The sequence below is a fragment of the Methylorubrum zatmanii genome, from assembly GCF_014845115.1.
GTDB classification, from domain to species: domain Bacteria; phylum Pseudomonadota; class Alphaproteobacteria; order Rhizobiales; family Beijerinckiaceae; genus Methylobacterium; species Methylobacterium zatmanii.
Map to the genome: position 1 here is coordinate 32,182 of NZ_NKUI01000091.1, position 22,298 is coordinate 54,479.

20 protein-coding genes and 1 other RNA gene are annotated in these 22,298 nt (G+C 70.0%); 6 read left to right on the top strand and 15 right to left on the bottom strand.

The window, feature by feature from the left end:
• Positions 1–30: 30 nt before the first annotated feature.
• The 9 genes from murD to ligA all read right to left on the bottom strand — a co-directional run bounded on the left by murD (position 31) and on the right by ligA (position 12,527).
• Complete coding sequence (gene murD, locus MZTS_RS12150; protein WP_192284040.1) at positions 31–1,401, bottom strand: UDP-N-acetylmuramoyl-L-alanine--D-glutamate ligase; 1,371 nt, start codon at positions 1,399–1,401, stop codon at positions 31–33.
• Positions 1,402–1,592: 191 nt separating this feature from the next.
• The gene (mraY, locus tag MZTS_RS12155) at positions 1,593–2,675 is read right to left on the bottom strand and encodes a phospho-N-acetylmuramoyl-pentapeptide-transferase (RefSeq protein WP_192284041.1); all 1,083 of its coding nucleotides are present in this window, start codon (positions 2,673–2,675) and stop codon (positions 1,593–1,595) included.
• 101 nt (positions 2,676–2,776) lie between these two features.
• The gene (locus tag MZTS_RS12160; RefSeq protein ID WP_192284042.1) at positions 2,777–4,240 is read right to left on the bottom strand and encodes a UDP-N-acetylmuramoylalanyl-D-glutamyl-2,6-diaminopimelate--D-alanyl-D-alanine ligase; all 1,464 of its coding nucleotides are present in this window, start codon (positions 4,238–4,240) and stop codon (positions 2,777–2,779) included.
• Entirely contained in the window at positions 4,237–5,700 is a 1,464-nt protein-coding gene (locus MZTS_RS12165) for a UDP-N-acetylmuramoyl-L-alanyl-D-glutamate--2,6-diaminopimelate ligase (RefSeq protein ID WP_192284043.1), read from the bottom strand. Before MZTS_RS12165 ends, MZTS_RS12160 begins: the two co-directional genes overlap by 4 nt.
• 64 nt (positions 5,701–5,764) lie before the next feature.
• Positions 5,765–7,609: a peptidoglycan D,D-transpeptidase FtsI family protein gene (locus MZTS_RS12170; protein WP_210329253.1), complete on the bottom strand. Its 1,845-nt coding sequence runs from the start codon at positions 7,607–7,609 to the stop codon at positions 5,765–5,767.
• A 33-nt stretch (positions 7,610–7,642) separates the two neighbouring features.
• Positions 7,643–8,074, bottom strand: coding sequence for a cell division protein FtsL (gene ftsL / locus MZTS_RS12175; RefSeq protein WP_192284045.1), 432 nt, complete (start codon positions 8,072–8,074; stop codon positions 7,643–7,645).
• Entirely contained in the window at positions 8,071–9,126 is a 1,056-nt protein-coding gene (gene rsmH / locus MZTS_RS12180; protein ID WP_192284046.1) for a 16S rRNA (cytosine(1402)-N(4))-methyltransferase RsmH, read from the bottom strand. The genes ftsL and rsmH overlap by 4 nt, the downstream gene beginning before the upstream one ends.
• A 508-nt stretch (positions 9,127–9,634) precedes the next feature.
• Positions 9,635–10,038: RNase P RNA component class A (gene rnpB / locus MZTS_RS12185), an RNA gene on the bottom strand.
• A gap of 44 nt (positions 10,039–10,082) precedes the next feature.
• Positions 10,083–12,527, bottom strand: coding sequence for an NAD-dependent DNA ligase LigA (gene ligA / locus MZTS_RS12190; protein ID WP_192284047.1), 2,445 nt, complete (start codon positions 12,525–12,527; stop codon positions 10,083–10,085).
• Positions 12,528–12,658: 131 nt separating this feature from the next.
• On the opposite strand from ligA, the gene MZTS_RS12195 reads away from it, so the two are divergent.
• The 3 genes from MZTS_RS12195 to MZTS_RS12200 all read left to right on the top strand — a co-directional run bounded on the left by MZTS_RS12195 (position 12,659) and on the right by MZTS_RS12200 (position 14,221).
• Positions 12,659–12,979: a hypothetical protein gene (locus MZTS_RS12195; protein ID WP_192284048.1), complete on the top strand. Its 321-nt coding sequence runs from the start codon at positions 12,659–12,661 to the stop codon at positions 12,977–12,979.
• Positions 12,980–13,008: 29 nt separating this feature from the next.
• A complete protein-coding gene (locus MZTS_RS25205) occupies positions 13,009–13,131 on the top strand; it encodes a hypothetical protein (protein WP_343068731.1) in 123 nt (40 codons plus the stop codon).
• A gap of 76 nt (positions 13,132–13,207) precedes the next feature.
• Complete coding sequence (locus tag MZTS_RS12200) at positions 13,208–14,221, top strand: adenosine kinase (RefSeq protein WP_192284049.1); 1,014 nt, start codon at positions 13,208–13,210, stop codon at positions 14,219–14,221.
• Positions 14,222–14,442: 221 nt separating this feature from the next.
• Here MZTS_RS12200 and MZTS_RS12205 read toward each other — a convergent pair whose 3' ends face one another.
• Both MZTS_RS12205 and MZTS_RS12210 read right to left on the bottom strand, forming a co-directional pair.
• A complete protein-coding gene (locus tag MZTS_RS12205; protein ID WP_192284050.1) occupies positions 14,443–14,865 on the bottom strand; it encodes an FKBP-type peptidyl-prolyl cis-trans isomerase in 423 nt (140 codons plus the stop codon).
• Between the two features lie 69 nt (positions 14,866–14,934).
• Positions 14,935–15,402: a hypothetical protein gene (locus MZTS_RS12210; protein ID WP_009866342.1), complete on the bottom strand. Its 468-nt coding sequence runs from the start codon at positions 15,400–15,402 to the stop codon at positions 14,935–14,937.
• 435 nt (positions 15,403–15,837) lie between these two features.
• Between MZTS_RS12210 and MZTS_RS12215 the strand changes: the two genes are divergently transcribed.
• Both MZTS_RS12215 and MZTS_RS12220 read left to right on the top strand, forming a co-directional pair.
• Positions 15,838–17,058, top strand: a complete 1,221-nt coding sequence (locus MZTS_RS12215) for a CaiB/BaiF CoA transferase family protein (protein WP_009866343.1) — start codon at positions 15,838–15,840, stop codon at positions 17,056–17,058.
• Positions 17,059–17,080: 22 nt separating this feature from the next.
• A complete protein-coding gene (locus MZTS_RS12220; RefSeq protein ID WP_192284051.1) occupies positions 17,081–17,905 on the top strand; it encodes an enoyl-CoA hydratase in 825 nt (274 codons plus the stop codon).
• A 50-nt stretch (positions 17,906–17,955) separates the two neighbouring features.
• Here MZTS_RS12220 and MZTS_RS12225 read toward each other — a convergent pair whose 3' ends face one another.
• On the bottom strand, positions 17,956–18,633 hold the full coding sequence (locus MZTS_RS12225; protein ID WP_192284052.1) for a GntR family transcriptional regulator: 678 nt from the start codon (positions 18,631–18,633) through the stop codon (positions 17,956–17,958).
• A 299-nt stretch (positions 18,634–18,932) separates the two neighbouring features.
• Between MZTS_RS12225 and MZTS_RS12230 the strand changes: the two genes are divergently transcribed.
• Complete coding sequence (locus MZTS_RS12230; protein ID WP_192284053.1) at positions 18,933–19,976, top strand: threonine aldolase family protein; 1,044 nt, start codon at positions 18,933–18,935, stop codon at positions 19,974–19,976.
• A gap of 55 nt (positions 19,977–20,031) precedes the next feature.
• Here the strand turns inward: MZTS_RS12230 and MZTS_RS12235 are convergent, their stop codons facing one another.
• The 3 genes from MZTS_RS12235 to MZTS_RS12245 form a co-directional block, all read right to left on the bottom strand.
• Complete coding sequence (locus tag MZTS_RS12235; protein ID WP_009866347.1) at positions 20,032–20,574, bottom strand: DUF4142 domain-containing protein; 543 nt, start codon at positions 20,572–20,574, stop codon at positions 20,032–20,034.
• A gap of 86 nt (positions 20,575–20,660) precedes the next feature.
• Positions 20,661–21,788, bottom strand: coding sequence for a carboxylate-amine ligase (locus tag MZTS_RS12240; protein ID WP_009866346.1), 1,128 nt, complete (start codon positions 21,786–21,788; stop codon positions 20,661–20,663).
• A 63-nt stretch (positions 21,789–21,851) separates the two neighbouring features.
• Positions 21,852–22,235 (bottom strand): hypothetical protein, encoded by a 384-nt coding sequence (locus MZTS_RS12245; RefSeq protein WP_210329255.1) that lies wholly within the window; start codon positions 22,233–22,235, stop codon positions 21,852–21,854.
• Positions 22,236–22,298 lie beyond the last annotated feature (63 nt).

Sequence of the window (22,298 nt, forward strand, 5' to 3'; positions counted from 1 at the left end):
GGGAGATGGGCTCACAAGGGTCATCGAGATTCAGCCCGGTTCCGGCAGGGCAGCAACCAAGGCGCGGAACCGGTCGCCGCGCACCTCGAAATTCGGGAACTGGTCGTAGGAGGCGCAGGCCGGTGAGAGCAGCACCACCGGCGCTTCGGTGCCGGAGGCGCGGGCCGCCTCCGCCGCCGCCGCGGTCGCCGCTTCGAGGGTTTCGCATCGGGTGAAGGGCAGCCGCCCTTCCAGCGTCGCGGCGAAGGCGTCGCTCGATGCGCCGATCAGGTAGGCATGGGCCACCCGGTCGAACAGGGGCGCGAGCGGCGCGATCCCGCCCTCCTTCGCCTTGCCGCCGACGATCCAGTGGATGTCGCGGAAGGCGAGCAGCGCCTTCTCGGTGGAATCGGCGTTGGTTGCCTTGGAATCGTTGACGAACCGCACCGGGCCGATCCGGCGCAGGGGTTCCATGCGGTGCGCGAGCCCTGGGAAGCTCTGCAGGCCGGCGGCGATCTCATCGGCGGTGAGGCCGAGCCGCCGGGCGGCGGCGACGGCGGCGGCGGCGTTCTGCAGGTTGTGGTCGCCGAGCAGGGAGGCGATGCCGGAGACCTGCGCGATCACGGCGCCGTCGGCGCCGCGCACCGTTCCGGCGGAGCAGACGACATCGCCCGCCGCTGCGCCGTGGCCCTCGACATGGATACGGACGCGCTCGCCCGTGCGTCGCTCGGCGATGGCGGCGCAATACGCGTCATCGACGCCGACGACCGCGAGTTCCGCCCCGGCGATCAGCCGCTCCTTGATCGCGGCGTAGTTCTCCATGGTGCCGTGACGGTCGAGATGGTCGGGCGTCAGGTTGAGCAGGATGCCGATGGAGGGCGCGAGCGAGGGCGTCAGGTCGATCTGGAACGAGGACAGTTCGATCACGTGGACGCGGTTCGGGGCCGGGGGTTGCAGCGACAGGATCGCGGTGCCGATATTGCCGCCCATCTGCACGTCCCGGCCGGCATGGCGCAGGAGATGGGCGGTCAGCGCGGTGGTGGTCGATTTGCCGTTGGTGCCGGTGATGGCGACGAACGGCGCCTCCGGCGCCAGCGCCGCGCGCTCGCGGCAATAGATCTCGATATCGCCGATGATCGCGATTCCGGCCGCGCGGGCCAGGGGCACGGTCCAATGCGGCTCGGGATGGGTCAGCGGCACGCCGGGCGCCAGCACCAGGGCGGAGAAGCCGGACCAATCGGCCTCCCGCAGATCGGTGACGGTGATGCCCTGGTCGCGGGCGCGGTCGCGGCTGCCGGCATTGTCGTCCCAGGCCAGCACGTCGGCGCCCCCCGCCAGAAGCGAGCGGATGGTGGCGAGCCCGGACCCGCCGAGGCCGAACAGGGCAACCTTTTGACCGGCGAAGGTGGTGGCTGGGGTCATGATGCTTTCGACTCGGGCGGCGCGGTTCCCTCCCACCCCGGTCCCTCCTCCTGAGGTGCCCGCCGTGGCGGGCCGCGAAGGAGGGTCCAGGGAACGCCGAGGGATCTGGAGGATCCTTCGAGGCCGCTTCGCGGACCTCAGGATGAGGGGTTGGATGGAACGGATGCTTTCTGCGTCCGTCCTATCACAGCTCAGCGCAGCTTCAGCGTGGCGAGGCCGATCAGCGCCAGGATCACGGCGATGATCCAGAAGCGGATCACGACCTGCGGCTCCTTCCAGCCCTTCTGTTCGAAATGGTGGTGGATCGGCGCCATGCGGAAGACGCGCTTGCCGGTGAGCTTGAACGAGGCGACCTGGATGATCACCGACATGATCTCCAGCACGAACAGGCCGCCGACGATGGCCAGCACGATCTCGTGCTTGGCCGCCACGGCGATGACGCCGAGCAGGCCGCCGAGGGCGAGCGAGCCGGTATCGCCCATGAAGATCTGGGCCGGCGGTGCGTTGAACCACAGGAAGCCGAGGCCGGCGCCGATCACCGCGCCGCAGACCACGGCGAGTTCGCCGGTATCGCGGACATAGTTCACCTGCAGGTAGCCGGCGGTGAAGGAGTTGCCGACGAGATAGGCGATGACGCCGAAGGTGCCGCAGGCGATCATCACGGGGACGATGGCGAGGCCGTCGAGCCCGTCGGTGATGTTGACCGCGTTGCCCGCGCCGACGATCACGAAGGCGGCGAACGGCACCCAGAACCAGCCGAGATTGAGCAGCGCGTCCTTGAACACCGGGAAGGCGAGCTGGTTCTGCAGGGCGGCCGGCGAATAGAGCGAGATCAGCAGGCAGGCAGCCCCTGCGATCGCGAATTCGAGCAGCAGCCGGAAGCGGCCGGAAAAGCCCTTGTGCGACTGCTTCGTCACCTTGAGGTAGTCGTCGTAGAAGCCGATCGCCCCGAAGCCGAGGGTCACGGCCAGGGTGATCCAGACATAGTGGTTGCGCGGGTTGGTCCAGAGCAGCACCGAGACCACGGCGCCGGCCAGGATCATCAGCCCGCCCATGGTCGGCGTGCCGCGCTTGGTCAGGTGGGTGGCCGGGCCGTCCTCGCGGATCGGCTGGCCCTTGCCCTGGCGCAGGCGCAGCAGGGAGATGATCCAGGGGCCGAACCAGAACACGAAGAAGCCCGCCGTGAACAGCGCGCCGCCGGTGCGGAAGGTGATGTAGCGGAACACGTTGAGGGGCGTGAGCGTGCCGCTCAGTTCCGACAGCAGATAGAGCATGCGTTGTCCGCCCGCGGCAGGGTTGGTCGACACGCCCGGCGCGGCATCGTGCGCGGCCGGCTGAGTGGGCGGGCGGGGAGCGCCCGGCCCGTGGTGAAGGGTTAGCGGACCGCGTTCAGCGAGGCTTCGCGCGGATCCGGCGCGACCGCGTAGCGAGCTTTGACGGCTTCGACAATCTGCCCCATGCGCATGGAGTTCGAGCCTTTGACCATCACCGCATCCCCCGGCCGCAGGGTCGCCAGGACCGCGTCGGTCAGCTCCGCCGCTTTGGGGGCGGCGGTTCCCCGCACCGCCACCGGCAGGGCCTCGAACAGATGTGCCATCAGCGGGCCGGCGGTGAAGACGAGGTCGATGCCGTTGGCCGCCACCGCCTCCGCCAGCTCGCGGTGATGCGCCTCGCCCGCCGCCCCGAGTTCCTTCATGTCGCCGAGCACGGCGATGCGGCGGCCCTTGGGACCGGTCTCGACGCCGGCGAGCGTGGCGAAGGCCGCCCGGATCGAGGCCGGATTGGCGTTGTAGCTCTCGTCGATGAGGAAGGCTTCGCCCCCTCCGATCCGCAACGCCGTGCGCTCGCCGCGCCCGACCGGCGGTTTCAGGCCCGCCAGCGACAGGGCGGCGCGGGCGAGATCGGCGCCGAGCGCATGGATGCAGGCGAGGACGCCGAGGGAGTTCATCGCCACGTGCCGGCCCGGCGTGCCGAGCTGGTAGGTGACGGGGATGCCCATCACGCTGGCATCCACCACCGAGACATCGGGACGGGTCAGAATGCGGTTGGCCCGCACATCCGCCGCCGCGTGCTCGCCGAAGGTGATGACGCGCCCGGCCTTCGAAGCCTGGGCATGGGCGAGGAGGCGCTCGAAATTCGCATTGTCGCGGTTGATCACCGCGACCCCGCCGGGCTTCAGCCCGGAGAAGATCTCACCCTTGGCGTCGGCGATGGCCGAGAGCGAGCGGAAATGCTCGATATGGACCGGCTCCACCGTGGTGATCAGCGCCACGTCCGGGCGCACCATGGCGGTGAGCGGCAGGATTTCGGCGCCGTGATTCATGCCGATCTCGAACACGCCGAACTGCGCGGCTTCCGGCATCCGCGCCAGGGTCAGCGGCACGCCCCAATGGTTGTTGTAGGAGGCGACCGAGGCGTGGGTCGCGCCCTGGGCCGACAGCACGTGGCGCAGGGCCTCCTTGGTGCCGGTCTTGCCGACGGAGCCGGTCACCGCGACGATCGCGGCCCGGCTGCGTGCCCGCGCGGCGAGGCCGAGGCGGCGCATGGCATCGAGGACCGGATCCTCCCCGCCCTCCGGCACGGCGAGCACCGGGCCGGCGCCGGCGCAATCGTCGGCGCGCGAGGCTGCGACCACCGCCGCGCCCGCGCCCTTGTCCAGGGCGGCTTGCACGAAGTCGTGGCCGTCGCGGGCCTCGCCCCGGATGGCGAAGAACAGGTCGCCGGGTTCCAGGCTGCGGGTGTCGATCGAGGCGCCACGGATCGCCCGCGGCTCGCCGATCAGGCGCCCGCCGGTGGCGGCTTCGAGGGCGGACGGGATCCAGAGGGGGGCGTCGGTCATCCGTTCAACTCCGCGATCGCGGCGCGCACCGTGTCGTGATCCGAAAACGGCAGCACGCGATCTCCCACGATCTGGCCGGTTTCATGGCCCTTGCCGGCCACGACCAGCACGTCGCCGGCCTTCAGGCTCCGCACGCCCTCGCGGATCGCCTGCGCCCGGTCGCCGATCTCCTCCGCCCCCGGCGCGGCGGCGAGGATGGCGGCGCGGATGCTGGCGGGTTCCTCGTTGCGCGGGTTGTCGTCGGTGACGATCACCCGGTCGGCGAGGCGCGCGGCGATGGCGCCCATGATCGGCCGCTTGCCGGAATCCCGGTTGCCGCCGCAGCCGAACACCACCACCAGCCGGCCGGAGGCGAAGGGGCGCAGGGCCGTCAGCACGTGTTCCAGGGCCTCCGGCTTGTGGGCATAGTCGACCAGGCACAGGCCGCCCCGCGCCTCGCCGATCCGCTCCATGCGGCCGGGGACGCCGGTGAGGCTTTCGAGGGCGGCGAACACCCCGGCCGGATCGGCCGCGCCCGCCGGCGTCGCCAGGGCGAGGCCGGCCGCGACCAGGGCGTTCTCGACCTGGAAGCCGCCGACCAGCGGGAGGCTCACCCTGTACTCGGCGCCGTCATGGGCGAGCGTCAGGCTCTGGGCGAAGCCCTCCGTCCGCGCCGCGACGAGGCGGATGTGATCCCCCGCCCGGCCCGTGGTGCGGATGGCATGCCCGGCGGCGTCGGCCGCGCCGATGACGCGCTCGGCATAGGCGCCGTCGGCATTGACGATCACCGGGCGCCCCTTGGGCAGCAGCGTGGTGAACAGGCGCAGCTTGGCGTCGAGATAATCCTCGACGGTCGGGTGATAATCGAGATGGTCGCGGCCGAGATTGGTGAAGGCCGCCGCCGTCAGTTCCACCCCGTCGAGGCGGCGCTGGGCGATACCGTGGGAGGAAGCCTCCATGGCCAGATCGGTGATCCCCTCTTCGGCCAGCCGGGCCAGGGTCTGGTGCAGCGTCACCGGATCGGGTGTGGTCAGCGAGCCGTAGGCCGCGCCCCGGTTCGTGACGATGCCGACGGTGCCGAGGCTGGCCGCCTCCCGGCCGAGGCGCGCGAGGATCTGGCGCACGAAATCGGCGACCGAACTCTTGCCGCTGGTGCCGGTGACCGCGACCACCGTCTCCGGCTGACGGCCCGACAGCCGGGCGGCGGCGAGGGCCAGCGCCCGGCGGGCATCGGCTACAGCGATCCAGGCGGTGCCCTGCGGGAGATCGGCCGGGCGCTGGCCCTCCCCGGCCACGGCGACGGCGCCGGCCTCGGCGGCCCTGGCCGCGAACAGACGGCCGTCGGCGGCAGTGCCGGGCACGGCCACGAACACCCCGCCGGGCACGACCTTGCGGCTGTCGGCGGTGAGGCCCGCGACCGCACGGTCGGCAAGGCCGGCTTCCGCCTCGGGGAAGAGGCGGCCGAGTGTCGGCTGGCTCATGCGCGGCTCCTCGTCGACAACGTCCCTCCGGTCCGCATTCCCGCCCCGCGCCCCACGCACATCGTCACGGCCCGCCCACCTGGGTGGCATGATAGGCGCCGAGCTTGACCATCAGCGGGAACGGCTTGGCCGGCGGCTCGAACCGGGGCGGCAGGCCGAGGATCGGCGCGACCCGCTCGATGACCTTGCCCGTCACCACGCCGGAATTCCAGGCGGCGGTGGCATAGCCGCCGCTCTCCGGCAGGCCCTGCGGCTCGTCCATGATGGTGAGGAACAGGTATTTCGGCTTGTCCATGGGGGCGGCCGCCATGAAGGTCGTGAACAGGCGGTTCTTGTTGTAGCGCCCGCCGATCACCTTCTCCGCCGTGCCGGTCTTGCCGCCGACGAAGTAGTAGGGGATCGCCGCCTTCTTGGCCGAGCCTTCGACGGCGTTGAGGCGCATGATGAAGCGCATCGCCTCGCTGGTCTCCGGCTTGACCACCCGGGTTGCCTTGGCGCGGGCCGACTCCTCGTCGGTCTTGAGGAAGGTCGGCGTCATCAGCTCGCCGCCATTGATGATGGCCGCCACCGCCGCCGCCGCCTGGAGCGGCGCCACCGCGAGGCCGTGGCCGAAGGCGATGGTGATGGTGTTGATCTCGGTCCAGCGCGGCGGAACGATCGGCGCGGCCGATTCCGGCAATTCCGTCCGCATGCGGTCCATCAGGCCCATCTTCTTCAGGAAGGCCTTGTGGCCGGGCACGCCGATGCCGAGGGCCATCTTGGCCGAGCCGATGTTGGAGGAGTGGGTGAACACCTCCGGCATGGTGATGACGCGGTTGGTGCCGTGATACTCGTGGATCTTCTGCCGGCCCCAATGCAGCACGCCGCCGCGGGTGTCGAAGGTCGAGTTCACGTTGTACTTGCCGGAATCGAGCGCCATGGCGAGCGTCATCGCCTTGAAGGTCGAGCCCATCTCGTAGACGCCGACATTCATGCGGTTGATGCGGTCGTCGGAGAGCGCGTCCTTTGGCTCGTTCGGGTCGAAATCCGGGTAGGAGGCGAGCGCGAGGATCTCGCCGGTATTCACGTCCATGATCATGGAGGCGCCGGCCTTGGCCTTGAAGTGCTCGACGCCCTTCACGAGCTCGTCGCGGACGGCGAACTGGGCCCGCAGGTCGAGGGAGAGCTGGACCGGCGACAGGTCGGTCTGCTTCTCGACGAGGCCGAACTCGTTGAGCGCCTTGTTGCCCTGGCCGTCGATGTACTTCTCGATGCCGGCGATGCCGACATTGTCGAGGTTCGTCACCCCGAGCACGTGGGCGGCGGCGGTGCCGTTGGGATAGACCCGCTTGTGGTCGGGCAGGAAGCCGACGCCGGGAATGCCCAGGCGGTGGACTTCGAGCTGCTGCTTCGGGGTGATCTCGCGCTTGATCCAGACGAAGCCCTTCTTCGACGACAGCTTGGCCCGCAGCTCCGCCGCGTTCAGCTCGGGCAGCACGGCGGTCAGCAGTTCCACCGCCTCGTCTGTGTCGAAGGTGCGCACCATCCGCTTGGGCTCGGCGAAGACCGAGACGGTGCGGATGTCCGTCGCCAGGATCTCGCCGTTGCGGTCGATGATGTCCGGGCGGATCGCCGTGGTGGAAGCCGCCGCCACCCGGTGGTCGTCGCTGTTGTTGCCGGGCGTCGCCGCCATCACGATCAGCCGCACGCTGATGGCGCCGAACACCGCCATGAAGGCGAGGCCGACCAGGGCGACGCGGGCATGGGACCGCTCGATCGCGAGGCGGAACATGGTCCGGTAAAACCAGACCAGCTTCGACACCGGCGGCTCGCTCGTCACGACGCGCTCCGGGGCGGGCTCCGGCACGCCGTCATCGTGCGGGGGCTGCTCCGGCCGCTCGTGCGGCGGGCCTTCCTGCCGGTCTTGCAGCGGATCGTGCGACGGGTCCTGGGACACGGGACGCTACCTCGTAGCCGCGGGCTGGCGAGTGGAAACGGTGCGGGTGGTGACGGAGCCGGTGGTGCGCGGCTCGTCGCGGGCGGCGGAGGGCTTGTCCTTCGGCGTCGCGGTCGGCGTCGCCGTCGAGGCGAGCAGCCGGCCGATCTCGTCGCCGCGATCCGGACGCTCCGGCAGGTCGGAGAGCCGGGCGAGGTGCCCGTCGCCGATGGGCTCCAGGGTGAGGTGGCGCTCGACCGCCGCCTGCAACCGGTCGGGCCGGGTCAGGAGCTGCCACTCCGCCCGCAGCACGGCGATGGCCTGCCGCTCCTTGTGCAGGGCGCTCTTGAGCTTGGAGACCTGACCCGCTTGGTAGAGCGTGTCGTATTTGGTCGAGTAGGCGTAGACCGCCGAGCCGATCAGGCCGACGATCGCCAGGACGTTGAGCAGCCGGATCACCGCCGTGTCCCCCGTCCCTGCGCGGCGGGCAGGCTCGCCAGGGTCTCGATCGCGGTGAGCGGCGGCGGCGGCGGGCCATCGGTCCGCTCGCCCGCCCGCAGCTTGGCCGAGCGCGCCCGCGGATTGATCTCGGTCTCGGCCTCGGATGGCAGGACCGGCCCCTTGGTCACGGGCTTGAAGCTCTTCGGTGCCGGCTGCTCCACACCCGGAACGTGGCGGGAGGCCTGCGCCGCCCGGCCGCTGCGGGCCGAGAAGAACTGCTTGACGATGCGGTCTTCCAGCGAGTGGAAGGTCACCACCGCGAGACGGCCGCCGGGCCTGAGCACCCGCTCGGCGGCGTGCAGGCCGCGCACCAATTCGCCGAGTTCGTCGTTCACCGCGATCCGCAAGCCCTGGAAGCTGCGGGTCGCCGGGTGGATCGGGCTGCCGGGCTCCGGCCGCACCACCCCGGCCACGAGGTCGGCGAGCTGCGCCGTCGTCTCGATCGGTGCGCGGCGGCGCGCCTCGACGATGGCGCGGGCCACCGCCCGCGAGCGGCGCTCCTCGCCGAAATGATAGAGGATGTCGGCCAGCATGCCCTCCTCCGTCTCGTTGACGAGATCGGCGGCGGTCGGCCCTTCGCCGCCCATGCGCATGTCGAGGGGGCCGTCCTGCCGGAAGGAGAAGCCGCGATGCGCCTCGTCGAGCTGCATCGAGGAGACACCGATATCGAGCACCACCCAATCGGCCTGGGCCTCGCCCTGCTCGGCGAGCAGCGTGTCGAGATCGCCGAAGCGTCCCTGGATCAGCCGCAGCCGCCCGTTCGCCGCGGCGACGAGATCGGCCCCGGCCCGGATCGCGGTCGGGTCTCGGTCGATGGCGATCACCTGCGCCTCGGGCGCGGCGTCGAGCAGCGCGCGGGTGTAGCCGCCTGCGCCGAACGTGCCGTCCACGGCGAGCCCCGCCCGATCCGGTGCGAGCGCAGAGAGGACTTCCGCCAGGAGGACGGGAATGTGGCGAGCCTGCTCGTTCCTGGCCTGTTCGTTCCGGGGCGGGCGCGGCGTCCTGCTCATCGGCGCCCCTCCACGATCCTCGCGGACCTCACGCGGAATCGGGAGAGAGCTCGGGCGCCATCCGGCGATCGATGAGTCATGAAAGCCTGCTGCATGGGCGGGCCGCGCGGCGGCCCGGACAGTTGTGGCAACGCCGATCCGCGGCCGGCACAGGCCACGCGCGCGCAGTCTCGCCCGGCAACCTGAGCGAGTGTTGGCCGAACCGCTATTGGGCGTCAACGGGATGGCGCGGGGTAACATGGGCCCTCGAAACGCGTCAACGAGCTTGACCATGCAGGCGGCCCCGATCTGAGCGCATCAAGGTTAACCGAGCGTCAATGTCGCGTATGGTTTCTTGAGATTTACCATCGAGCTCGAGAGCAACTCATGCTCCTGAGAGCGCAAATCTCGACGCCGGGTTTCGACATCGGGGCGATGCCGCCGATGGAAAGAAGTCTTGCAGACGGCGCATGTGAGGGCCGGAACGCCCTTCCCTCCGCTCCACGGAGGTTGCGGGGATGCGTCGCGGTGGATCAGCCGGCCTGTAAGCCGGGTTCTGTAGGGCCCGCGGGCAAGCCCACGGACGTGGCAGCCATTCCTCTGGGACGGCCGTTACCGGCCGCCTCGAGCAACCAACCCGGGCGACGAGCCTGGAGAGCGGGCCTGCCCTCCCCTCGCGGGGACAGCGTGTCGCCCCTATTCGGTTTTGCTCCCGGTGGGGTTTGCCGTGCCGTCCGCGTTACCGCGTCCGCGGTGCGCTCTTACCGCACCCTTTCACCCTTACCTTGCGAAGAACGAGCCTGTGCAAGGCGGTCTGCTCTCTGTGGCACTGTCCCTGGGGTTGCCCCCGCCGGACGTTATCCGGCACCGTCTCTCCATGGAGCCCGGACTTTCCTCCCCGCCCGAAGGCGGAGCGGCCGCCCGGCCGGCTGATCCGGCGCCCGGATTGCGCCGGGGGCGGGCCGGGGTCAAGCGAATTACGCCTCCGCCAGCATCTCCAGCCACGCATCCTCCGACACCACCTTGACCCCGTGGCGCTCGGCATCCTTGAGCTTCGAGCCTGCGCCGGGCCCCGCGACCACGAGGTCGGTCTTGGCCGAGACGGAGCCGGAGACCTTGGCGCCGAGGCGCTCGGCGGTGGCCTTGGCCTCGCTGCGGGTCATCTTCTCCAGCGTGCCGGTGAACACCACCGTCTTGCCGGCGAAGGCCGCCGCCGAATGCGTGCTGGCCAGGGGCTCGGTGTTGACCTGTTCGAGCAGCGCCCGCACGGCCGCGTCGTTGTGCGGCTCGGAGAAGAACTGGATCAGCGAATCCGTCGCCACCGGGCCGATCTCGCCGTCATCGGCGAAGAGCTTGTAGGCGTCCCCGGGCCGCTGCGTCGTCGCCCGCTCCAGGGCCGCCTCGGCGGCGTCCGCGCTGCCGTAATGGTTGAGCACCGCCTCGCGCTGGGCCGCGGTGAGGCGCCCGAGCAGGCGCGCGCCGAGGCTCTGCTCCTTCATGGCCTCGCCCGGCAGAGGATCGAGCGTCTCGAACAGCTTGTCCCGCGTGCCGGGGCCGATGCGCGGGATCGCCGACAGTTCCAGCCAGTCGAGGCCGGCCTGCGCCTTGGCCGCCGCGTCGACGGCCGCCATCAGCGCCGGCATGTCGGGGAAGCGCTTGGCCAGGGCCTTGGCGGTGGATTCGCCGATCTGCGGGATGCCCAGCGCGAACAGGAAGCGGTTGAGCGGAATGGATCGGCGCGCCTCGAGGGAGGCGAGCAGGTTCTTGATCGCCTTGTCCTCCTCCTCGCCCTTCTTCTTGGTCGGCTTTTTCGGCGCGGGCTCGCCCTCGGCGCGGCGCTGGGCCGAGAGCGCCTCGCGCCGGGCGACGATGGCGGCCTTCAGCGGCTCGAATTCGAGGCGGAACAGGTCGGCGGGCTGTTTGACCAGACCCGCCTCGAACAGCACCTCGATATAGGTCTGGCCGAAGCCTTCGAGATCGAAGCCGTTGCGCGAGACGAAGTGCTTCAGGCGCTCCACACCCTGCGCCGGGCAGATCAAGCCGCCGGTGCAGCGGCGGATCGCGTCGAGCTTCTTCGTGCGCGGGTTGAGTTCACGCACCGCCTTGCTGCCGCAGGCGGGGCAGGTCTCGGGGAAGACGAAGGGCACCGCGTCGGCCGGGCGCTTGTCCAGCAGCACGTCCATCACCTTGGGGATGACGTCGCCCGCCCGCACCACGATCACCGTGTCGCCGACGCGGATGTCGCGCCCCTCGCGGATCGGCTCACCGTCGGCGCCGACGCCCTGGACATAGCCCTCGTTGTGCAGCGTCGCGTTCGACACCACCACGCCGCCGACCGTGACGGGCTTGAGCCGCGCCAGCGGGTTGAGCGAGCCGGTGCGGCCGACATTGATGTCGATGGCGAGGAGTTCGGTCAGCGCCTCCTGCGCCGCGAACTTATGGGCCAGCGCCCAGCGCGGCGCGCGGCTGACGAAGCCGAGCCGCCGCTGGAAGCCGAGATCGTCGACCTTATAGACGACGCCGTCGATGTCGTAGCCGAGATCGGCCCGCTCCGCCTCGATGGCGCGGTAATGCGCGATCATCTCCTCGGCCGAGCGGCACAGCTTGGTCTGCGGATTCACCGGCAGGCCCCAGCCCCCGAACCGGTCCAGGACCGCCGATTGCGTCTGCGTGAACGGCTCGGAGACCTCGCCCCAGGCATAGGCGAAGAAGCGTAAGGGGCGCGAGGCGGTGATCGCCGGATCGAGCTGGCGCAGCGACCCCGCCGCGGCGTTGCGCGGATTGGCGAAGAGCGGCTTGCCCGCCGCCTCCTGGCGCGCGTTGATCGCGGCGAAATCTGCGTGCGAGAGGTAGACCTCGCCGCGCACCTCCAGAACCTCGGGAATGTCCGCGCCGGACAGGGTCTCGGGGATGTCCTTCACGGTCAGCGCGTTGGCGGTGACGTTCTCGCCGACCTCGCCGTCGCCGCGCGTCGCCGCCGTGACGAGCTTGCCCGCCTCGTAGCGCAGGGAGAGCGACAGCCCGTCGATCTTCGGCTCGGCGGTGAAGGCGATGGGTGCGTCGGCGGGAAGATTGAGGAATCGGCGGATGCGGGCGACGAACTCCTCCACCTCCTCGTCGGCGAAGGCATTGCCGAGGGACAGCATCGGCACCGCGTGCCGGACCTTGGCGAATTTCTCTGTCGGCTTGGCACCGACCCCGGCACTGGCCTCGGTGGTGCCTGTGAGGGCGGGAAAGCGCGCCTCGATCGCTTCCAGCTCGCGCCGCAGGGCGTCGTATTCGGCGTCCGTGAGCTCGGGGGCGTCCTCGTTGTAGTAGAGGTGGTTGGCCCGCTCGATCGCCCGCGACAGCTCGGCATGGCGCGCCTGGGCGGCGTCCTCGCTCAGGGATTCGACGGCGGCAATTGCTGGCGTGCGCGGCATGGGCCGCGTTTTAGCCGATCCCGGACGACGGAGTCTTAACGCGGGAGGGGCCGGCCGCTGCGGCGGTTCGACCCCATTCCCGCCACAACTCGTCGGACAGAACCGGCGAAACGACGGCTCGGGGACGGATCATGGCAAGACGCATTCTCTCGGCACTGGTTCTCGCCTGCAGCGCGGGCCCGGTTCTGGCCGCTCCCTGCACGCCGCCGACCCCTCCTCCGGCGGAGGCGCGACCGGACAAGCCGAAACTCCCGGACAAGCCGGCCTGCCTCGACAAGAAGGATGGCTGCCCCGGCTGGGAGGCCTACAGCTACAACGACGCGATCAAGGCCTATAACGCCCAGGCCCAGGTTTTCCGGCCCTTGGCCGAGGCTTACGTCCAGAAGCTCAACGCTTACGTCAAGGCGAGCGGCGAGTACGCGCAATGCGAGGTGAAGGCGCTGCAGCAATAGGAATCGACCTTCGCGGGTCACGGAAGTCATTGGGAGGCTGCCGAGCGGCGCGCGGCGATCTGATCGAGACGCGCATCGCCGCCTCGGGCGATCTCACCCTCGATCCGCCCGGTCTCACCCTCCCGGTCGCGGCCCTGTTCGACGAACCTTGACGCGACCGTTGCTTGACGCCCCGGAGGCAGGGTGCGACAGGCCCCGTCCGATTCTTTCGCGAGACTGGACGGCCCGATGTCCCAATCCCTCGACCTTCTCGTCCTCGGCAACGCCATCGTCGATCTCATCGCCCATGCCGAGGAGGATTTCCTCGTCCAGCAGGGTGTGGCCAAGGGGGCGATGCAGCTCATCGACGAGCCGCGCGCCGAGACTTTGTTCGAGGTGATGGGGCCGGCCACCGTCGTCTCCGGCGGCTCCGGCGCCAACACGGCGGTCGGCGCCGCCCTGCTCGGTGCCAAGACGGGCTTCATCGGCAAGGTGCGCGAGGACGAACTCGGCCGCCTGTTCAGCCACGACCTGAAGGCGACCGGGGTGCGGTTCGAGGTTGCGCCCGCCTCCGAGGGGCCGGCGACCGCCCGCTGCTTCATCCTGGTGACGCCGGATGGCGAGCGCACCATGAACACCTATCTCGGTGCCTGCCAGGCGCTCTCGCCCGACGACGTCGACGAGGCCACCGTGCGCGCCGCCCGCGTCACCTATCTCGAAGGCTATCTCTGGGATCCGCCGGCCGCCAAGGACGCCTTCCGCAAGGCGGTCAAGATCGCGCATTCCGCCGGCAACGCCGTGGCTCTGACCCTGTCGGACGCCTTCTGCGTCGGCCGCTACCGCGAGGAATTCCTCGAGCTGATCCGCAACGGCAGCATCGACATCATGTTCGCCAATATCGGCGAGTTGCAGAGCCTCTACCAGACCGACGACCCGGAGGCCGCCATCGCCGCGCTGCGCGACGAGCGGGACGCCCAGGGCAAGCACATGCTCGGCCTCGTGACCCGCTCCGCCGAGGGCGCGCTGGTGGTGCGTGGTGGCGAGGTGCGGTCGGTGGAGGCCTTCCCGGCCCGCGAGGTGATCGACACCACCGGGGCGGGCGACCTGTTCGCGGCGGGCTTCCTGGCCGGCTACACCCGCGGCATCGATTACGTGGCCTCGGCCCGTCTCGGGGCGCTGGCGGCGGCCGAGGTGATCGAGCATATCGGCGCCCGGCCGCAGCGGGATCTGCTGGCGCTGGCCCGCGAGCACAAGCTGGTCTGACGGCCTGCTCGCTTCGACGGCTGTCCCAGTCCGACCCTTCGCCTGAGGAGCCCGCATCGGCGGGCTTCGAAAGGCACCGTCCAAGCCCCGTGTGAGGGCTGGAAGACCTTGCGAGGCGTTCGCTCCGGCACTCCAGGGTGAGCCGGGGGGAGGCTGTCAGCTCCCTCACAGGCCGAGGGAGAACGCAGTCCCGGAAAGGGACCGCGTTCATTTTGAAAAAATCAGCGGGAGCCGATCAGCTCGACGTCGAAGATCAGCGTGGCGTTGGGCGGAATGACGCCGCCGGCGCCGCGGGCGCCGTAGCCGAGATCCGGCGGGATCGTCAGGATGCGGCGGCCGCCGGCCTTCATCGTGGCCACGCCCTCGTCCCAGCCGCGGATCACCTGGCCGGCGCCGATGGTGAAGCTGAAGGGCTGGCCGCGGTCACGGGACGAATCGAATTTCTTGCCGCGCTTGCCGCCGCCCTCGTCGAGCCAGCCGGTGTAATGGACGGTGACCTGCTGGCCGCTCTTCGGCTCGGGGCCGGTGCCGACGACCTCGTCGGTGTAGCTGAGGCCGGAGGGCAGCGTCACGGGCTGGGCGGCGGAGGCTGAGCTGGTCATGGCGAGGGCGATGGCTCCGGCTATGGGAAGGATCGAGCGCATGGATCTGGTCTCTGCGATCTCGTCTCGAACGACGGGGCGCGCGGGTTAGCACGCTCCCGCCCCTGTTGCCTAATAGCGCGCGCTGATCGCCGCGCGCTCGGCCGGGCAGGTGCCGGCGGTGGGGCCGATGACGAGGTCGCCCTGGCGCGGATTGTTGAGGGCGAGCGGACCGGTCTCCTTCCGGCCGAGGAAGCCGCCGCCGAGCTGGTTCTCGAAGAAGCCGTCGCCGAAGCGGATGTAGCAACGGTCGATCACCGCGACCGTGTCGTAGCTGGCGCGGAAGCTCGCCTGCTCCGGCAGCGCCCCCGGCCCGCAGGTCAGGGCCACGTCGATCCTGCCGGACTGGTAGTAGTGGATCGTCTGCGAGCGGTTCGGCCGCACCGCGACCCAGGGGCCGCCGTCACGGCTGACGAGGGCGATGGTGCCCGACCTGTTGACGATCCGGCGGGCGCAGCCGGCCTCCGCCGAAGACGTCGCCGCTGCCGTGACCGCGACGAGGGCCGCCGCGATCCCGAGTGCCGTGCTCAACCCGCGCATCGATCCCTCCAGACGCCAGGGCCGTGACGGAACCGGATCCGACGGCCACGCTTTGGCCGTCAACCGGGAGCCGGCGCCTGCCGTTCCATGGAACGAGAGATCGCCCTGATACGGAGAGGTGCCGCGAGCGTCTTTCCAGAGGTTCGGGCCATCGCGAGGCTGGCCAAGTGCTCCGTCCAAGTGCTCCGTCCAAGTGCTCCGTCCAACTGCTCCGCTCCGGCCCCTGAGGCATACCCGGTCTAGCGAAGGAATCCGCATACAGCCGGATTGCCTCCAGGCCGCCCAGGCCCGTAAAGTCAATTCATAATACGAAAGAACGACGCGTCGTCAGCGAACGCCGCGTGCCAGGGAGGATGATCCGATGAGCCGATTCCGGACACTCGTGTCGCCCGCCGACCGCCGCCCCAGTTCCATCCGCTTCTGAGAGGCGAGGCGATGGAGAAGCCGAAGACGTTCGGGCCGCTTGCCGGCCTCCGGGTCGTCGAACTCGCGCACATCATGGCCGGCCCGGTCTGCGGGCTGATGCTCGGCGATATGGGTGCCGAGGTGATCAAGGTCGAGAAGATCGACGGCGGCGACGACACCCGCCGCTCGGTCCCGCCCGCCCTCGCCGGCGAGAGCGCGGCCTACATGATGATGAACCGCGGCAAGCGCGGCATCGCCCTCGATCTCAAGAGTGAGGACGGCAAGGCCGTTCTGCGTCGCCTGCTCGCGGATGCCGACGTGCTGATCGAGAATTATCGCGCCGGCACGATGGAGCGCCTCGGCCTCGGCTACGACGTGCTGAGCCGGGATTTTCCGGGGCTGATCTACTGTTCGCTCTCGGGCTTCGGCCGCTCCGGCCCCTATGCCGAGCGGGCGGGGTTCGACCTCGTGGCGCAGGGCATGAGCGGGCTGATGAGCATCACCGGCGAGGGGCCGGGCCGCCCGCCGATGAAATGCGGGCCGCCGGTGACCGACATCACCGCCGGCATCCTGGCGGCGATGGGCGTCCTCGCCGCCTATGCCCACAAGCAGAAGACCGGCCAGGGGCAGGTGGTGGATACCTCGCTGTTCGAGGCGGGCATCACCCTCACCTACTGGCAATCGGCCATCGCCATGGCGACCGGGGTGGCGCCGGGCCCGATGGGATCGGCCCATCCCCTCAACGCCCCCTACGAGGCGTTCGAGACCGGAGATGGCTGGATCACCATCGGCGCGGCCAACCAGACCAACTGGCTGCGGCTGCTCGCCGTCCTCGGTGCCGAGGATCTCGCCAACGATCCGCGCTTCTCGACCAACCGTGAGCGCATGGCGAATCGCGAGGCCCTGGCCGAGGCGCTGGCCCCGCATTTCCGGAACGCCTCCTCCGCCGAGTGGCTGGCGCGGCTGGAGGCCGGCGGCGTGCCGGCCGGGCCGGTCCTCGACGTGCTGGCGATGCAGGCCGATCCCCAGGCCCGTGCCCGCGAGATGGTGGTCGAGGTCGAGCACAGCCGCGTCGGCCGGATGGACACCCTCGGGCTTCCGGTGAAATTCTCGGCGACCCCGGGGCGCGTCCACGGCCCGGCGCCGTTGCTCGGCGAGCATAGCCGCGCCATCCTGCGTCAGGCCGGCTATGAGGACGCGGCGATCGACGACTTGATCGCCCGTGGCGTCGTGCGCGAGACGACGGCCTGACATCCGCTGCGAGGACCGCCCGATGACGAATGCCGCCGAGACAGCCGCGACCGACGAACTTCTGTTCTCCGTGGACGAGGGCGGCATCGCCCGCATCACCCTCAACCGGCCCCAGGCGCGCAACGCGCTGACCTTCGCCATGTATCGCGGCTTGGTCGAGCTGTGCGGGCGGATCGAGGAGGACCGCGCGATCAAGGCGGTCATCATCGCCGGTGCCGGCGACAAGGCGTTCGCGGCCGGCACCGACATCGCCCAGTTCCGCAGCTTCGACAAGCCGGAGGATGCCCTCGGCTACGAGCGCTTCATGGACCGGGTGCTCGGCAGCCTGGAGCGTCTGCGGGTCCCGACCATCGCCGCGATCGCGGGGGCCTGTACCGGCGGCGGCGCGGCCATCGCGGCGGCCTGCGACATGCGCATCGCCAGCCGTGACGCCCGTTTCGGCATCCCGATCGCCCGGACCCTCGGCAATTGCCTATCGCAGAACACGCTGCGGCGGCTGGCCAACCTGATCGGCGCCCCCCGGGTGAAGGACATCCTGTTCACCGCCCGCCTCGTCGGGGCGGAGGAGGCCCTGGCGATCGGCCTCGTCAACGAGATGGTGGAGGACGCGGCCGCCGTGGCGGAGCGGGCGACCGCCCTGGCCGCCCTGCTCGCGAGCCACGCGCCGCTGACGCTTCAGGCGACCAAGGAAGGCCTGCGCCGCATCGCGGAAGAGGGCGTGGCCGAGGCCGTCGCGGACGAGCGGCCCGGCGACGACCTGATCGTGATGACCTATATGAGCGAGGATTTTCGCGAGGGCATGGAAGCCTTCCTCGCCAAGCGCCCGCCGGCCTTCAAGGGCCGCTGAAGGCGCGCGTTTCCCGTCGTTCGTTGGGCGGGCGGCATCGATGATGCCCGTCAGTGCTCTTCCTCGCCGTACATCGCCGCGATGACCGGTTTCTTCGCACGGATGTGGTGACGCATCAGCGCGGCGAGGCCCTCGCCGTCGCGGGCGCGCAGGAGCGGGATCATCCGCTCGTGCTCCTCGACCGCCTGGGCCCATTGCGCCTCGGTCTGGTGGGCGCTGTAGCGCGAGCGCTGGATGCGGCCGGTCAGGCCGACATAGAGGCTGCGCAGCTTGGTGTTGCGGCTCGCCACCATGATGGCCTCGTGGATCTCACGGTTGAGGCGGAAATAGTTCGCCTCGTCGCGGCCCTGCCACGCCGCCACCATCTCCCGGTGCTTGGCCTCGATCTCGGCGATCTCCTCCTCGGTGATCGTCCGACAGGCGAGGTCGCAGGCGGTCGCCTCCAAGCCGGCGATGATCTCGATCATCTCCTCGAGTTCGGTGCGGGAGATGCTGGCGACCCGCGCGCCGCGGTTGGGCAGCAGTTCCAGCAGTCCTTCCGTCGCCAGGATCTTGATCGCCTCTCGCAGGGGCGTGCGCGAGATGCCGAACCGCTCGGTCAACTCGCTCTCGTTGACGCGGGCACGGGGTTCGAGTTCGCCATCGTTGATCAGCTCACGCATCCGGTCCGCCACCTCGTCGTGAAGGTAGCGTCGGCTGATCCCGATACTGGGCTCAATTCTATTCATCGAGCACTCAAAGAATTTTAAATGCGATACATTGTTCGACTAGCTCTAGGCATAGCCGTGGCGCCTGTCGAGATATCCAGCCGTTCGCAGCTTCGTGAGGCACATCAATTTGCCTATGACGCGTCTCGTCGGGGTCTGATCGGCCAGGTCTTCCCAGGCGCGCCGACTCCCCAGGCTCGCCGAAAAGTGTATTTTTCATGCAGAAGCGGCGCCCTTAGGGCCCGGGTTGCACGAAAGAGATAGGGCCGGTCGGTCCCGTCGCCCGAGCGGGCGAAGGCCTGCCAGCGGATGGATGTGCCATGATCGATCTGTTCAGCGACACCCAGACCCGTCCGACGGCGGGGATGCGCGAGGCCATGGCGCGGGCGCAGGTCGGCGACGAGCAATCGGGATCGGACCCCACCACCAATGCCCTGTGCGAGCGGGTGGCGGACCTGCTGGGCCAGGAGGCGGGCGTGTTCATGCCCTCCGGCACGATGTGCAACCTCGCCTCGATCCTCGTGCATTGCCGGCCGGGCGACGAGATCGTCGTCGACGACCAGTCCCACATCTACAACACCGAGGCGGCGGGGGCGGCGGCGATCGGCGGCGTCTCGCTGAAGGCGCTGCCGACGCGGGTCGGGCTGTTCACCCTGGCCCAGGTCGAGGCGGCGATCCGGGTTCCGCAGCGCACGGCGCCGCGCTCCCGTCTGGTCTCCATCGAGCAGACCACGAGCTTTTCCGGCGGCACGGTCTGGGACATCGGCGAGATGCGTCGGATCCGGGACTATGCCCAGGCCCGCGGCCTCAAGGCCCATATCGACGGGGCGCGCCTGCTCAACGCGGTGGTGGCGACGGGCATTCCGGCGGCGGATTACGCGGCGGGCTTCGACAGCGCCTGGATCGATCTCAGCAAGGGCCTGGGCTGCCCGGTCGGGGCGGTCCTGTGCGGCACGCGGGATTTCGTGGAGCGGGCGTGGCAGTGGAAGTACCGCCTCGGCGGCGCCATGCGCCAGTCCGGGGTGCTCGCGGCGGCCGGGCTCTACGCCCTCGACCATCACATGACGCAGCTGGCGGCGGACAACGCCCATGCCGGGCGGCTGCACCGGGCCATCGCCGACGTGCCGGGCCTCGGTTTCGACCCGACGGCGGGGCAGTCGAACATCCTGTGCTTCACGGTGGAGGGGTTGGGTGTCACTGCCTCCGCCTTCGCGGCCGCCTGCCTGGAAGAGAATGTGCGGGTGCGGGCCATCGGCACGCACCAGATTCGTGTCACCGCCAATCTCGATGTCGATCAGGCCGGGATTGATCGCGCGGCGGAGGTGATCCGGGCCAAGGCCGCCTCCTTCGCGGCGCGGGGATAGGACGTCTCCGGGCCCGGACGGCGCGTCGCCGTCCGGGCCCGGAGCTTACCAGAAACTACTTCCTGTCGAGGTCTTGAGCCAGCTTGAGGTGCTCGTCGAGATGTGGCTTCGTCTTGATGGCGAAGGCCTTCAGCGCCGCGTTGTCGCCACCCTCGGCATAGCGCTTGTAGAGATCGGTGGCGTTCTTGTGCGCCGTCACTTGATCGTCCTGGTACTGCTTGGTGAAATCGGCGCCGTTCAAGCCCTTGAGTTTGTCGAGCTTGCTTTGATGCGCGGAATCCAGCGCCGTCGGCAGGGTGAGCTTCATATCGCCGGTCTGAACCACTGATTTCAGCTCGTCCGACACCTTCTTGTGGTCGTCGATCATCTTCTGGGCGTAGGCCTTGGTCTTGCCCTCGGCCTTCGTCAGGGCGAGCTGGCTCGATTGCATCTCGAACATGTCGCTGATCACGGCCTGGGTCACGAAATCCTGGGACGAGGGGGCGACGCCGATCAGCGAGTTCACGCCGGTCTTCTCGCCGACCGATTGGGCATGGGCCGGCATCCCCACCGCGCCCAGCAGCAGCAGGCAGGCGGCGGCGGTGAGTGGCGTTCTCATGGAAGTCTCCTCAGGCGAATCCGTACGTGCCTGAGCAACCGGAGCGGGCGGCCGATGTTCCTGGCCGGGTCGCGTCACGGCGAGCGTCACGCCTCGCAATCCGCCGTCTCGCGGGCCAGCCAGTCGATCACGCAGGAGAGGGCCTTGCGCTCGCTGCGCCCCGCCGCCAGCGCCGCCTCGTAGGTGCGGATCTGCCCGTCGGCGCTGGAGCCGCATTCGGCGATGGTCAGCGCGTGGGCGACCTGGGCGGCGCAGCCGAGGGCGGCGGCATCCTCCGCCACGAGGTCGAGCAGGCGCTCGACCAGACGCTTCACCGGCACCGCCTCCTCCGCCGCCTCGTCGATCAGCGCGGCGTGGACGCCGTCGCGCTGCGCCCGCCACAGATTCTCCATCGCGAAGCCCCGTGTGGCGCCGGTCGGCCCGGCATTCAGCTCGGGCCGCCTGACGCAGAGCCGCACGAGGCAGCGGTAGAGCGCGGCGATGGCCAGGGTGTCCCTGAGCCGCGTGCAGCTGTCGGCGACCCGCAATTCCAGGGTGGGGTACCGGATCGACGGGCGGATGTGCCACCAGAGATAGGTCGCGTCCTCGATCGCCCCGGCCCGGGTCATCACCCGGATGTAGCGCTCGAAATCGGCCCCGCCGTCGAACAGCTCCGGCAGGCCGGTGCGGGGCAATTCGGCATAGGCGCGCAGGCGGTACCCGGACAGCCCGGTGCGGTGGCGCTCATAGAAGGGCGAGGAGGTGGAGAGCGCGAGCAGCACCGGCAGGAATGGCATCAGCCGGTTGATCAGGGCGATGCGCTGCGCCGGCTCCGGTACCTCCACATGGATGTGCAGGCCGCTGACGATGGAGCGGCGCCCGACCATCTGCAGCGTCTCGATCATCTTGCGGTAACGGACCTTGGCGGTCTCGCGCTGGTCGGTCCACACCGCCGTCGGATGGGTGCCGGCGGCGAAGACCTTCAGCCCGTGCTCGCGCCCGATGGCGCAGAGCCCGGTGCGCAGCTTCGCCAGCGCCTCATGCGTCTCCGCGAAACTCTCCGAAGGCTGGGAGCAGATCTCCGCCTGGCTCTCCAGCATCTCGCGCTCGACCCCCTCCAGCCGGCTGTGCGCCGCCTTGTGGAAGGCCGAGACCGAGTCGCTGGGCGCCGCCCTCGTGCGGGCGCTGGCCAGGAACAGCTCTTCCTCGATGCCGAACCGATACCCGTGAGCCATCCAGCGCCTCGCCTTCCCGAGCGACCCGAAGGATAACGGGCCTGAGGGCCGCCGGGTCGCGCGCTAACGAACGATACGGTCGAGGCGGTTGTTCACGAAGAAATACAGCTCCTTGGCACCGGGCTCGGTGTAGAGCACCTGCACTTCGCGGCCGGCCCGGCCCTCGCCGACCAGGACATCGGTGGGCGGTCGCCCCTTGAGGCGCACGAGGTCGCATTCGCCGATCCCCGGCTCGATGGCGGTGGCCGTGCCGGGCGCGGGGCCGGTGCAGGCTCCGCTCCCGTCGAGGACCGGACCCGATACGGCGGGCGGTCCGGCCGGGGGCGCGGACAAGACCGCGCTCGGCGGCGGCGGTGCCGGGATCGGCGCCGCGCGCTCAGCGGTCGTGCAGCCGCCGAGCAGGGCGGCGAGGGCGAGCGGAACGGCAGATCTCACGGCACGTCTCAAGGTGTCGGCCTCTTCTCCGGCATCGTGGCGCCCGCGCCGGTCCCGCCCGCGGCGCTGCCGTCG